Annotated in this window: 11 protein-coding genes; 5 read left to right on the plus strand and 6 right to left on the minus strand. The window is 40.2% G+C overall.

The window, feature by feature from the left end; translation table 11 throughout:
* Positions 1 to 128 precede the first annotated feature (128 nt).
* The 3 genes from OCU78_RS16650 to OCU78_RS16660 form a co-directional block, all read right to left on the minus strand.
* On the minus strand, positions 129 to 1349 hold the full coding sequence (locus OCU78_RS16650) for an HD-GYP domain-containing protein (RefSeq protein WP_137375282.1): 1221 nt from the start codon (positions 1347 to 1349) through the stop codon (positions 129 to 131).
* 510 nt (positions 1350 to 1859) lie between these two features.
* Positions 1860 to 3638: a sensor domain-containing diguanylate cyclase gene (locus OCU78_RS16655; protein ID WP_137375281.1), complete on the minus strand. Its 1779-nt coding sequence runs from the start codon at positions 3636 to 3638 to the stop codon at positions 1860 to 1862.
* A 319-nt stretch (positions 3639 to 3957) separates the two neighbouring features.
* Complete coding sequence (locus tag OCU78_RS16660; RefSeq protein WP_137375280.1) at positions 3958 to 4290, minus strand: PBPRA1643 family SWIM/SEC-C metal-binding motif protein; 333 nt, start codon at positions 4288 to 4290, stop codon at positions 3958 to 3960.
* 321 nt (positions 4291 to 4611) lie between these two features.
* Here OCU78_RS16660 and OCU78_RS16665 point away from each other — a divergent pair, with 321 nt between their 5' ends.
* From OCU78_RS16665 to OCU78_RS16680, 4 genes are all read left to right on the plus strand, one after another.
* Positions 4612 to 6525 carry a methyl-accepting chemotaxis protein gene (locus OCU78_RS16665; protein ID WP_137375279.1) on the plus strand — a complete coding sequence of 638 codons (1914 nt, stop codon included), beginning with the start codon at positions 4612 to 4614 and terminating at the stop codon, positions 6523 to 6525.
* A 548-nt stretch (positions 6526 to 7073) separates the two neighbouring features.
* Positions 7074 to 8654 (plus strand): BCCT family transporter, encoded by a 1581-nt coding sequence (locus tag OCU78_RS16670; RefSeq protein WP_137375278.1) that lies wholly within the window; start codon positions 7074 to 7076, stop codon positions 8652 to 8654.
* 137 nt (positions 8655 to 8791) lie between these two features.
* Positions 8792 to 9202 (plus strand): VOC family protein, encoded by a 411-nt coding sequence (locus OCU78_RS16675; RefSeq protein WP_137375277.1) that lies wholly within the window; start codon positions 8792 to 8794, stop codon positions 9200 to 9202.
* Between the two features lie 97 nt (positions 9203 to 9299).
* On the plus strand, positions 9300 to 9590 hold the full coding sequence (locus OCU78_RS16680; RefSeq protein ID WP_137375276.1) for a YkgJ family cysteine cluster protein: 291 nt from the start codon (positions 9300 to 9302) through the stop codon (positions 9588 to 9590).
* 85 nt (positions 9591 to 9675) lie between these two features.
* Here the strand turns inward: OCU78_RS16680 and OCU78_RS16685 are convergent, their stop codons facing one another.
* Positions 9676 to 10191, minus strand: a complete 516-nt coding sequence (locus OCU78_RS16685; protein WP_137375275.1) for a MerR family transcriptional regulator — start codon at positions 10189 to 10191, stop codon at positions 9676 to 9678.
* Positions 10192 to 10480: 289 nt separating this feature from the next.
* Here OCU78_RS16685 and OCU78_RS16690 point away from each other — a divergent pair, with 289 nt between their 5' ends.
* Positions 10481 to 11218, plus strand: a complete 738-nt coding sequence (locus OCU78_RS16690; RefSeq protein ID WP_137375274.1) for a MipA/OmpV family protein — start codon at positions 10481 to 10483, stop codon at positions 11216 to 11218.
* Between the two features lie 197 nt (positions 11219 to 11415).
* On the opposite strand, the gene OCU78_RS16695 is transcribed toward OCU78_RS16690, so the two are convergent.
* Both OCU78_RS16695 and OCU78_RS16700 read right to left on the minus strand, forming a co-directional pair.
* Positions 11416 to 13128: an RluA family pseudouridine synthase gene (locus tag OCU78_RS16695; RefSeq protein ID WP_137375379.1), complete on the minus strand. Its 1713-nt coding sequence runs from the start codon at positions 13126 to 13128 to the stop codon at positions 11416 to 11418.
* 217 nt (positions 13129 to 13345) lie between these two features.
* Positions 13346 to 13966 (minus strand): glutathione S-transferase family protein, encoded by a 621-nt coding sequence (locus OCU78_RS16700; RefSeq protein WP_137375273.1) that lies wholly within the window; start codon positions 13964 to 13966, stop codon positions 13346 to 13348.
* Positions 13967 to 13999: the final 33 nt, after the last annotated feature.

Raw genomic sequence — 13999 nt, forward strand, 5'->3', positions numbered from 1 at the left:
GTCAGAGGAGTGTCAAAAGTTGATGGTTAAATGGGTTATGAAGGCTTTTATTTATGAAAGATAGCTAGCTTTATGAAATATTCGAAAGCAAACAACCTATTTGAGGCTGTTTGCTTCATTTCAGTTAACTAATGAATGAAGTCATTAATATCAAAATCGAATTCAGATGGAGATATCGCCCTTACGATCGTTAAGTCACTTTTCGCGAGATCTTTGAATTCAATTTCTGTGAAATGCTTATGTTTAATTGAATAGAAGCTTTTCACAATGGGTTTTTTACTGTGTTTTTGGTTAGATTCCCAGACTATTGCTGCTCGCCCATTACTGAGCTCTACAAGTGACGCTACTGGGTACACGCCTAAACAGTTAATAAATTGGTAAACGAGGTTGCTATCTAGGTGATTAGGAGTCATCCCAAGAAGAATCTTGAAAGCTTCTTGTGGGCTCATACTTTTTTTGTACACTCGATCAGCCGTTAGCGCATCGAATATATCGACAATTGAACTCATACGGCCATGTACCGGAAGTTGATCGCCAGCTAAGCCTTTAGGGTAGCCATTGCCATCCAATTTTTCATGATGCATCAAGCACACATCTCGGCTAATAACCGAAAGCCCCTTGATATTTTTGATTAAATCTAAAGCATAGGTTTGATGCATTTTCATATGCTCAAACTCTTCAGCTGTTAATTTAGCTGGTTTGTGTAGAACTTTGTCGTCGACTTTTACTTTACCGATATCATGAATAATACCGCCAATTGCAAACTGCTTCAGTTCGGCTTCTGAATAGCCTAAGTAGCGTGCAAAAGTAACAAGTAATGTCGAAACGCTAACAGAGTGTTCAAGTAAGTATTCATCTTTTGAACGAAGTGCAGACACCAAGCGAATCGCGTCTTTATCCGTTAGTGTGAAGCTAATAAGGTCATCAGCCCAAGCGTCAAATTCATCCACACTAAATGCTTGGCCATCAAAAGCTTTGTTTATGACTTTACTGGCAATGCCTTTTGCTTCTTCTACCAACGAACGAGCGGCAGTTGTGCCTTTGACATTGTTTTTTCTTCTGTTTCGCAAGCTTTGGGTCGATTCTGTAATCGGTTTAGCTGGCTGGCTATCTTCAGTGGCGATAGTGGTCAGTGTAGAAAAATCAATTTTGCTGTCTGATAGACCTTCATCGACCCACACAAACTTTATATTATTTTTCAATAAGCTTTGAATGCCAGCTTCGCTTGATACACGTCCTGCATTCGTTAAGTTGATGCGGGTATTATTTTCTATACCTGTAACAAACATCCCAATCGAAATTTCAGATATTTGAACTTTAATAGAGCTTTCAGGTGAGTGCTTATGCATATTATTGGTTGACCATACTAAGACTACAAAATATTAACTTAATTCGGAGATTAAAGTCACCAAATAGGAATGTCACACCGCTATTAATGCGAGGCGATGAGCCAGGTGATTAATAACTATAATATTACTGACAGATATATTGATTATAACCTTTTATTCTCGTCACCAAAACTAGTGTTTAGAGCATAGGTGCTTGTTACATAAGTATAGACCTAGGATTCGTTTCCGTGAGAAATAACCATTTTAGGCTGTGAATCTTCAAGAAAAGACACTATTAATCAACATTTATTTAATTAATTGAAACATAGAAAGAGTTGATTCTTAGCTGCTAGCCGTAGCCAAAAACTAAATTGTAGAGTGACTATTTTTAAATAGCTTTTTAAATAGCAGGAGAAGTGATGAGAGAGGATAAAGACATCAGAGAAGATTCTATTACGCTTAGGTGGTTTGGTAAAAAAGACGATGTATCTCAGGTAAAGCGGTACACCGTCAAATTGTAAGACTTAAGATCTAAACTTTATTCGTTTTGATAGGTTCCACATTTTCGGAGTCAAATAGTTCTTTAGTAACAGAAGGTTCTTTAGAGTCAAAAACTTCTGCGACTGGTTCTAGTTGTGCTGATTGATTCTCCAACTTTTCAGGCTTGTAGCAGGTATGTATAGCTTGGCTACGTCCATTATCTTTAGCTTGGTATAAAGCCGTGTCAGCTGCTTTAACTAAATCCAGCGTTGAAGCGTTTAAGTCTGGATAAGTGGTTACTCCAATGGATACACCAAGCTGACCTAAAGATAATCCCTTCATATCTAAGTGCAGTTCACGAATTGATTTAACAATCAGGTTGGCAAGTTCCATAGATTCTTTATTGTCACAATCTGGGCTAAGTACCGCGAGCTCTTCGCCTCCTAAGCGACAGGCAACATGGTTTTCACCAATCACTCGTTTCAGAAGGTTAGACACTTCTTTTAGAACATAATCACCAGCATCATGACCAAAATTATCGTTGAAGCGTTTGAAGTGATCTAAGTCGAGCATTAATAATGAAAGAGGTTGGTTTAGCTGGCTCGATTTATTCCATTCAGTCTCAATTGCTTCTTCAAAATAACGGCGATTAAATAATCCAGTTAAAGGATCGCTTAGCGCTTGAGAACGCAGTTTTTCTTGTAAGCTTAAGTTTGCAAGCGCTAAACCTAGGTGTTCGGCAATGGTGAATGCCAGTTGTTTGGTTTCTTCATTGATAGATTCTGTTTGATGTCCAAAATATAAATGGAACATGCCAACAGTATTACCGTGAGCTGTTAAAGGTAGACAAAGTGTGACACCTGAATCTTCGCACTGACTCATGTGGTTACAAGGTAGGTGGTGGTGATCATCATGAGATAAATGGTGCTTACCTTTACGTAAAGCCCAGCAGTCATGTGGTGCATAAGTTAAGTTTGCCGGCCAAGAACCTCCCCAATCTAGTTTCACTTCTAGTTGGTTACGCGATTCACGCATAATTGAAACACAGCCATTAATATTACCTAGTATACGAGGAATGATATCAGCGACCACAGTTTGCGCCTCACTCACGTTATTACACGCTGCGAGCATATTGGCTAACCTGTGGAGCAGCTCAATTTCTTGAGTACTTTTTCTTATTCTATCTTCTTGTTTATCTCGCTCTTTATTGACTATGAGAAACACTTTTCGATTGCTGTACCAAGACGAAAACATAAGAACAATGAGGGAGCAGCCCATCAAAGCTGCAACTATGTATTGAAGATCTTTAGCCATTGCATAGAGAGTTGTCATTGGCATGGCAAGGCGCAAAACATAGATGGAGTCATGGTCATGAGCATCCATATGGAAATCAATTTTCTTAGCTACGTATAAAAGCTCTTGATTCAAGGTGGGGCTATAGCGTTTTGATAACCCACTTTCTCCGGTAAGGGCTGACTTTATTTCTACCCTTTGACTATGGTCATCAAGCTCAGAAAGTTCACGAAAATTGAGCTGTGAATCACCAAGCACTTTCCCTGAACTGTGGATAACGGTAAAGCGTCGACCAAAATTAGCTTGGGATAAAGAGCTCAGATACTCATCTATCTCAATGGCTTCCATATCATAGAGGTCTAAGTGATCTTGCTGCATTTGGTATGCCACATCATCGACTAGGCTGAACATGTAACCGCTGACTATCTTTGTTAACCAGTCATCCAATGTGCGGTTATAAAAATACCCACCCACAACCATAGAAATCGCCAGTGCCGCGATAGGGAAATATTGAAATTGACCAAATGATTTTTTCATTGTTTCTCCGTAAACAACTTGCTTTACTTTTCGAAAGGTAAAAGCCAAAACAGATTAACCCTTTAATATGTAGTGATTTGGGTTGCACTTACCTCATTAAAGTTTAGACATGTTGTACGAAATATTATGACTTCATGGGAGATGCTTTTAATTTATGTGCACTTGGTTCAATAAGTGCCGAATTTCAATCACGTGACAAAATTTAGACGCTGACAGTGAAAGTTGGTATTTGATAAAGGGAAAGAGCGTAAATAACCCGAGATAGGGTAGAAAGGTGAAAGCAAAAAAATACCGCCAATGAGGCGGTACTTCTGAATAATTAAGCGCAGCACTTCTTATATTTTTTACCACTCCCACAGTTGCATGGGTCGTTTCGGTTTGGCATTTTTTCAAACGTAGTTGTTTTTGGTTTATTCAGAAGAATATCAAGCTCAAGTGTGTTTTCTTCCTGATCTGCGTCAACCGTAATTTCTGCGATAACAGAATGCGCAGAAACCAACAGCTCAAGTTCAGCTTTACGTTCTTCAGATTGCACAGTAATTGAAATTGGTGCTTTGTCTGTTCCGGCTTTCACATCTCGGTTCACGTTATAACCTGCAAGTACGTGATTTTGCCTAGTTTCAATTCGGCCTTTAAAAAACAATTTTGACATTTTGGTCTCGCTAAGAATAGAACAGCGTAATAAGAGCGGGGATTATACGCATCTATTGAAATTGATAAAGGTATGCTTGAAATAATGTGCTCGTTTCCTTCCATCGGTTAACACTCAAACCCTGAGCGTAGCTTCTTTTAGATCGTTTAAAGCTAAATAAGTGGGTTTACGTTACCAAGATTAATGGATTTAACCGGATACCACTCATGCATCATTTCTATCTAATAGTGTGATTTAATTCATAAAAATAATGAGCCTCATACATGTTGCATTAAATTGATGGGATGATATTCATAGTTTTATAAATTAAAGAGAAATTATATGCATATTATAGGTGGTTTTAAGGGAAAGCTTTTTGTTGCTGTAACCTTCTTACTGGCAGCTTCATTAGTGGTGTCTAACGTTCTATCTTATAAGCAGGTTTCAACATCGATTCATGATCGAGTCAATGAATATTCAATGCTTAAGATTGAAACGACGAGTGACACTATTGAAACTTGGTTGAATACGATTAAATCAGGATTAACAGCTAATGCACCTGATTTTGCGAATCAACACAATGACGAAACAATATTGTCGATGCTAAGACCCATCGCTAATACATCATTAGCGACTGATATTTTTGTAGGTTTTGAAGATGGTAGGGCGTACAGCAACGCAAGTGGTAAGCGTGATTTAGCGACATATGACCCTCGTGAACGAGGTTGGTACCAGTTAGCTAAGCAAAAAAGAGGAATGATTGTGACGGGTATTTATCAAGATGCCCTAACTAAAAAATTATTAGTGAGCATTGCTGAACCTTTCTATTCTGCAGGTCAATTAAAAGGTGTACTACTGGCGGATATAGAGCTGGACTTGCTTGCTGATTTGGTTCAAAAAGCCCCTTTCCCTGGTGCCTTCATGGGCATCTACGATGACACGAGTTTGACGATTGCATCTAATGGTGAAGTGGATGTGCCGGGCGAGACTAAATTATACGATTTCGACAGCTTACGCCCGCTTACGGATATTCTGTTGTCTCAGCCATCAGGAAAGGCTGACTATAGCCTGAATGGTGTTGAGAAGGTCGCATTCTTTAAAACTATCAATGTAGATGAAAACAACGGCTGGCATTTGATGGTTGGGGTTGATAAGTCAGTGGCATACGCAGGAGTAGATGCTGCTTTAGAAGAGTCGTTGTATACCTCGGCGCTATTACTTGTTAGCTCGTTTTTGCTGTTTTTTATTATTTTTAATATTACTTACCGACCAATCTTAGCGTTGAAAAGTACAGTGGTGGATCTGTCTAAAGGTAATGGTGATCTGACTCGTCGATTAGAGGTAAATACTAATGATGATTTAGGGGAGATAGCGCAGGCTGTGAATACCTTTATCGGGAATTTGCAAGTAATGATGTTAGATGTGTCTAAATCTTCGAAACAGATTTCTAATAATATTGAGCAGTTAACAAATCAGACTTTGAGTAATGACCAAGTATTATCATCGCATGTAATGGAAACGACTCAGGTAGTGACCGCGATTAATGAAATGAATTCAACGGCTGAAAGTGTTGCTCAAAGTGCTTCTCAGACGGCTGGGTTCACTCAATCGACAAATGATGAAGCAGCGCAATCTAAACTTGTTGTGGCGAACTCAGTGACAAGTGTGGCTGATTTAATCACAGAAGTTGAGACAATGGCTGCTAGCATTCAATCAATGAACCAAGATTCGCAAAAAATCAGCTCAGTTTTGAGTGTTATTGGTGAAATCGCTGACCAAACGAATTTATTAGCGCTTAATGCTGCGATAGAAGCCGCACGAGCTGGAGAGCAAGGAAGAGGTTTTGCCGTTGTTGCGGATGAAGTTCGAGCTCTAGCGGCAAGAACTCAGCACAGTACGTCTGAAATTAATAACATGCTTGCTGATCTAAACGAAGGGACAAAAACAGTCGTTAAAGCGATGGATGAAACTAAATCACGTTGTGAGCAAACAGCAGAAGCGACCAAGAATGTGAATGTTAGCTTAGATGTCATGGTTAGTTCGATTACCCATATCAATGATTTGGGCTTGGAAATAGCTACGGCTGCTGAGGAGCAAAGCGCAGTGACTGATGAAGTTAGTCGTAATATGGCAACGATCCAAAGTATGGTGAATGAATTAACCAATAATAGTACTCAAACTATGGAAAGTACCCAGAATCTAACGCAAAGTAACAAGCAGCTATCGGCACTTGTAGAGCAATTTAAGCTGCAATAGTTTCGATGCGATTCTCCTATATTACTTAGCAAATAAATTTCTAAGTAAGAAAAACGTCCAGTAATTAAATTGGTCAGTGGCTTAGGTCACTGGCCTTCTTTTAATGGTTTGTAGGAAATTGGTTATCTTATTCGGTCAATAAAAATGAATGCGTGAGTAAGGCTCGGTGAATCTACTTTTTAACGAACACCTCATGCCAAGTTGTGGTTTTCTGCATCTTCTATACTGAGTTTGTTTTTCAAATATGAGGGATTAAAAATAGAGTATTTCAACAATGAAATTGCCTATTGCTTAAGGAGAAGGAGTGTAGCGAGATTGACCTAATGAAGTTCAAAATACTTAGAGTACGAATAAATACAGTGGAAGCTTATTTATAGTGGTTTGGGTGGTTTTTCATCTGTTTGGGTGGTTTTTATACATAGGTATCGTTTGCATAGTAAAGTCGTCTTGATGGGGGGATTATCCTTAATAGGTAAATAATATTTTCTACTGGAAATTAATATCGATGCTGATATTATGACGCCCCTCACACACTACGTGAGCGTTTTATGCTAACTGATGCATGCCAAATTGGCGAAGAAATACCTGAAAAAAACAAAGCTTCAAACCGTCTTCTAGACATCAAACTTGTCCCAGCACTGACTATTGGTTTTATTAGCCTTTTCTTGCTTGCGGCGATCATTGATCTTCCTCGTTTTACGACCCTAATTCAAAGCTTATTTTCAATTGCCGCTGAACAGTTCGGATACTTTTGGCAGTGGTTGATGGTGGCTAATTTTGCCGTGGCACTTTGTGTCGCAGCCTCCCGTTATGGCAAAACCCGTATGGGAACCCAATCAAAACCAACCATTGGCACTTTTCGCTGGCTAGCGATGATAATGTGTACCTTACTTGCTGGTGGTGGCGTGTTCTGGTCAGCTGCTGAACCTATCTACCACTTTATTACTCCTTCGCCTAGTTTTGGTGATGTTGCCGGTTCAACGGCAGAGGCCGTAGTACCCGCTCTCAGCCAAAGCTTTTTACACTGGGGCTTTCTAGCTTGGTCTGTTTTGGGTACGTTGGCGACTATCGTTTTAATGTATGCACACCATAACCATGGCATTAAGCTACGCCCAAGAGCGTTGTTATTCCCATTGGTTGGTGATCGTTTAGAAAATCACTGGCTAGGGGCAATGATTGATGCATGTTCAATTATTGCAGTCGCGGCAGGTACAATCGGACCAATTGGCTTCTTAGCTTCTCAAATGGGATACAGTTTAGAAGTGCTGACCGGTCTGAAGAATGATATGAACTCGCAGCTCATGATTTTGGCGGTAGTGGTTTCTATTTGTGCAATTTCAGCAGCGTCAGGCATGGATAAAGGTCTACAGTGGTTAAGTCGTCTAAACGTGATTGGTGCATTTGCATTGCTTGTTGCGATTTTGATTCTGGGTCCTACTACTTTTATCTTTGAACAATTTGGTTTAGCTTTCGCAAGCTACCTACAAGATATGCCTAACATGAGTGTAACGAGCAGTAATGCTGGTTGGAACTTGTGGTGGACTTGGTTCTTCTGGGGTTGGTTCATCGGCTTTGCTCCAATGATGGCAATTTTTATTGCACGTATCTCTGAAGGTCGAACTATCCGCGAGCTGATTTTAGCAGTAGCGGTTGGCGCTCCAATTGTAACGAACTTTTGGTTCTCAGTGCTTGGCGGAACCGGCATATTCTTAGAGCTTGAATCCCCTGGAATCATCTCTGGCGCACTTGCTGATGGCGGTTTACCTGCAGTATTACTTGCTTCATTACAGCAACTGCCTTTTAGCGAAATTTTACTTCCTGCGTTTCTAGTACTTACAACAACCTTCGTTGTAACAACGGGTGACTCAATGGCGTATTCTATTGCTATGGTGGTATCTGGTGATAACGAACCAGATCGCAAGCAACGCCTTTTCTGGGCTGTGATTATGGGCTGTGTAGCGGGTGTGCTTTTAGTAGCCGGTGATGGTGGCTTAAATGCATTACAGTCATTCATCGTAATTACAGCTGTGCCTGTTTCTTTGATTATCGCAGTGACCTTATTAACAGGTCCTATAGCGGCAGTTAAGATGGCAAAAGCACAAGCTCAACGACAGGTAGCAACTGCTTAAGTTAGCCCTGTTCATGATATAAGCTAAAACTTAGTGATATTTCAGCCGAGCTAAAAAACTTAACCACTGAATGGAAATGATGTACATGAAATGTGTATTATCACTCTTCATTTGGTGGTTTTTTAATGGGAGAAACCATGACAAGCTCTATTAAACAGCAAATTGGAAACATCGCTTTAGTCGTCGATAGCTATGATGACGCTATCGCTTTTTATACTAAAAAGCTTCAGTTTGAATTAGTGGAAGATACTGACTTAGGCGGCGGAAAACGTTGGGTGCAAGTTTCACCACCGAATGGTAATGGAACAAACTTGTTATTGGCTCAAGCGAGTACTTATGAGCAAAATGCTGCAGTTGGTAATCAAACTGGTGGGCGAGTGTTCCTATTCTTGCAAACCAATGATTTTTGGCGAGACTACAATGACATGAAATCTAAAGGTGTCATTTTCAATGAAGAGCCAAGAGTTGAAGAATACGGAACGGTAGTCGTGTTTCAAGATTTGTATGGTAATAAGTGGGACCTGCTTCAGCTGAATAGATCAAATTAGGTTTGTGCATACCGTTTCGGTGAAGTTAATCATCTACAGATAGCAGTCTGAACCGCTTTCGACTACTATACGGCAATTGAGTATTATGTAGTTTAATATGAGCATAGAAGTTAAGAATATTACCGAACCTGAAGTGACTTGTGGAAACTGCCAAGCTTGCTGTTGTCGTTTAGAAGTGATGATCATTACTGATACAGGTGTACCGGAAGAACACATCGCATTTGATGAGTGGGGCGGGGAAACCATGCTTCGACTTGATGATGGTTGGTGCTCGGCATTAGATCGTGAAACATTAATGTGTTCTATTTACGAAAACCGCCCTTGGATTTGTCGAGAATTCGAAATGGGTTCCTATGAGTGCGTTGTTGAACGTACTGAGAATATGTAATCGAGCTTTTTAGAGTTCGTTTAAGCATTTCATAGCCAACGTATCATGCTCTAACGTTGTTCTACTCGACTTGATTGAATTCTACTTAGTCTAGTCCTCTAATCTGTTTTATCTCGTTGCTTGCTATCCCTAAAGATTCTAAAAACTCTTGGTGAGCATCGGGTTCCATTCGTTCAAATTGTTTATGCCAATTTGCCATGTCTTCTTCATTCATTCCCGAAGATCTCATTATCTGAACCCAACGTTCTTTCGTTACGCTCGTATGCTTAGCTAATTCTGGCAGCCCTAATAACATCACAATGGCTTTTTGTTGTTGTCTGAGCCGCTGCACTTCTTGTTCAAGAGATCGAAATTGCTCTTGCAGTATGGACTCCTGAGTTTTTTCATCCTTACTTGTGATTAGGGGAGCGATATCATTGATAGGCACACCAAAAGATCGGTAAGCAATGATGGAATCAAGAATTTGTGACTCTTTATCGCCATACCAGCGGTAGCCATTTTCAGAACGATATGATGGTGTCAGCAGCCCAGCTTTTTCATAATACAAAATGGTTGTTCGAGAAACTTGATGCTTTTTAGCAAGTTGCGTCACAGTGAGCATATTATCCTTATTAATATATTTATAAGTAGATGTTAGTTATAAGCGATGATACTAGAAATGTAAAAATGCTTACTGATTATCACTAATCGGCAGTGGTGCTTCTTTGAATGATGAAAATTTTGAACTGGCGAAGCAGAATGAAACTTTCATAAAAATAAGCAAGTTAGCAAATAAATAGGATACTAAAGCCTATATTAATCAAAGATTGAACAAAATATCTAATCTTGTTGTGTAATTTTTTTCTTTGTTATCGGTTCATATAGAGAATAGTCGACGAAGGAATATCAACATGAATAGAGCAAACAAACTGAAATGTAGCTTACTAGGTTTAGCTATTACACCTTTCATGGTTGTAGCTGATGAGCAATATTACGATTATGGATTTATCGGGCTAAGTGGTTCATATGGTGAGTCTGTTTTTTCTGATGAAGATGAAGCGAGCATTAGCCCTGAGCCCAATCTTTTTTACAACGGTAAGTATGGCTTTGTAGATGGCAGCTTAGTGAATGTATCAGTGTTGCCTTATGTGGGCATTTCTGGGCAGTGGCGGTTTGCAGAGGTGTCTGATGATTTTGAAGATATCCCGACAGGAATACAAGATAGAGATGGCAGCGGGGAACTTGGGTTTACCGTTGGTACGGTTGGCGCAAGAATCACATTTCTACATGATGTCTCTAGCGTGCATGATGGCTATGAAGTGCAAGCGCATCTAGGTAGAAGCTTCGATACACCAATCCAAAATTTGACTTTAACACCTTATGTTGAAGTGGATTACCGTGATAAAAAGCTATCTCAGCACTTGTATAACATCTCTGCGGCGGAATCTGCCGCTTCTGGGCTCAGTGCTCATAATTCAGGTTCTTCATGGGTGTATCAAGGTGGTTTGATTGGGATTTATACCTTTGCACCTAAATGGCTTGCATTAGCTAAGTTTGAGCTAGAGTCTCATGATTCTGACAGCCCTTTAGTTCAGCGTGATCTTGGTTGGGCAATGAGCTTAGGCGTGGCTTATAAGTTTACGGATTAACTCCTGAGAATATGTGTTGAATGAGCAGAGCGCACAAGGCATGAGTCGTGCGATTTAGCTGGCTTCCGGTGATATAAAAAATGAAAGGGCAGTTTACTGATAAGAAGTAAACTGCCCTTTATGGCTTATGGCTTATGGCTTATGGCTTATGGCTTATGGCTTATGGCTTATGGCTCAAAGCTCAAAACGAAAAGTGATTAGAACTTCGCGGCTACTTCAAATTCCATCGCTTCGCCCGTTGATGGGTGGGTAAACTTTAAGTATCCAGCATGCAGATATAAGCGATCACGTTTAAAGCCATACAAATCATCGCCAGTAATCGGCAGACCTAAGCCATTTACATGGGCGCAATGGACTCGCAATTGGTGGGTTCGCCCCGTTTTCGGGTAAAGGTGCACTTTTGTTGTTGGAGGCATTGTTGCTTTATTCCTAGCAACCACTTCCCATTTTGTTTCCGCTGTGCGTCCGTGCTGGTGGCAAACGAGTTGTCTTGGTCTGTCTGTCATATCACCGCGCAGAGGTAAATTAATCGTGCCAGAATCATTTTCAATTAACCCATCAATAAGAGCGGTGTAACGTTTTTCTACCGTGCGGTCGATAAACTGCTTCTGTATATGTTTATTTGCTTCAGCAGTCAGAGCCAATACAAGTAAGCCTGAAGTCGACATATCTAGCCTATGAACAATCAAAGGGCCCGTTGCTTTTGGGTAAAGAGCTTTAACGCGAGTATAGATAGAATCTTCAATAAACTTACCCGGCACAGAAAGGAACTCCTCGGGTTTATTGACGACAATAAAATCCGTATCTTCATAGATGATATCAAAGGTTTTCCCTACGGATGGCGTCACTATAAGTGGGTTTTCATCCAACTCTACTCCTTCAAGCATATGTTCCAGTATTTCAAAGCACTTACTTTGGCACACTGGGTATAGGTTTTTGTGCTGTCTCACTTCCGCCTGCGGTGGTGTACCCCACCAAAACTCAGTTAATGCAACTGGCGTGAGGTTATGTTGAAAGGCGTAATTTAGTAATTTGGGGCAACAGCAGTCTCCAGTGCCAGGAATAGCAGTTTGTCCGTTAAGTGATCGTTCATTAGGTGATTGCTCATCTAGTACTTGCCCACTGAGTAACTTATCGAGGGACTTTATATGACCATATTGATTATGGAACTGGTAGTCTGCTAATCGAGCATGATCTAATGATTGCTCCAATTTCTCTCTTGCTTCCTCAATAGAGCTGATAGCAAGTTTTTGATCTTCTAACTGCGTTTTAGCATGCTCAATTTGATTGTTAAGCTGCGTTTTTAGCGATTTTAATTCACGCTTCTCTTGGCTACTTTGAATGCCTAATTGCCTAATGAGCTCGGCAAGTTCGGGTTCTGAGAGGTCTTGCTCAGCCTGTTTTCGAGTCGCTTTTCTAAGGGTTTTACTTTCAGATATTTGTTGCTGTTTTTGTTTTAATGCGAGTTCAGCTTGAACTTGGGTTGTTTTCAGTTGGTCGACGAGCTGTGCAAGAATCCCCTGCTTCTCTAGGTTATCGAGTTGTTCCGTTAACTTCACCAAGCTTTCAAAATGATGTTGATGTTCTTGTTGAAACTTTATTGCATCAAAAATGGCAGGAACAAATGGTATGTCATTTAATCGGTCACTTAGCTGAGGCTGTAAATCTAACCCTGAAAACGCAGAGAGATAACCTAATTCACCTTGTGTATTACGAACAACTAACACAGCGTATAAATTACCAATAGCACTGTCATCTACGCTGATCGCAGTAAGACGGTCCTGCAACATAGACGCTGCAATATTGGCAATAGGGTGGGGGGTATAGTAATAAGGAAAAGTGAAACGCTTTGGCAACGTGAAATGACTGCTTAAAGGCAGAGGAATAAAGCAGTTCATTGGTTTAGGCATCGACATTAAAAATAACTCAAATCGCGAAGTTAGCTAGAGCAGTATTGTTGACGAATTTGAAAGGAATGAGAAGCCAAAAATCTAGGTTCATGATAATTGGCCTCTGTTATTAATCGGCTTTTGTTAGCAAATGGATTCTTGTCCCTAACCTTATCCTGGTGAGGAGCTAAATCTTAGTTAAGCAAGATCTAGAGTCGAGACAAAAACTTAAACGAGTTTAAGCAGAATGTTCTATCTCGATTGCATTCGCTTTATGATAAGTCGCATGCGACTGTATTTGCTTAGCGTACAGCTCAATATTTGGATAAAGGTGCATCGAACCATTGGCTTCTAGAATTTCGATAATGAATGACATCATGAAATCTGCGCCAGTTAATTGCTCTGCAACTAAATATGTCTTCCCTTCAAGAGAGTCATTCACATATGACATCACTTTTGAGGTTTCAATATCAGCATAGTCATTAAGAAAGTTTGTTTCACAGCCATCTTTGAGTACAAATACTTTTAACAACAGAGGCAAAATGCCTGAGCTTTCTGCAAAGTGAAGCCATTGAGAATATTCCACATACTCTGATGTCCCGCGGTTTGGTGAAAATTTGCCCGCGCCATATTTATCAATTAGGTATTCTGTGATTGCCCCTGATTCCGTAATAACAACGCCGTTGTCTTCAATTACAGGGGATTTACCCAATGGGTGTACTGCTTTTAGTTCTGGTGGCGCTAGAAACGTGACACTGTCTCTTTGGTAAGGTTTGATTTGGTAGTCAACGCCGAGTTCTTCCAAAAGCCAAATGATTCGTTTTGATCGCGATTTGTTCAGGTGGTGTAATGTAATCATGTGTTGTCTTCTTATATTCGTTAGCGATTAGAA

Origin of the sequence: Vibrio gallaecicus, from assembly GCF_024347495.1 — a bacterium.
Lineage (GTDB): Bacteria > Pseudomonadota > Gammaproteobacteria > Enterobacterales > Vibrionaceae > Vibrio > Vibrio gallaecicus.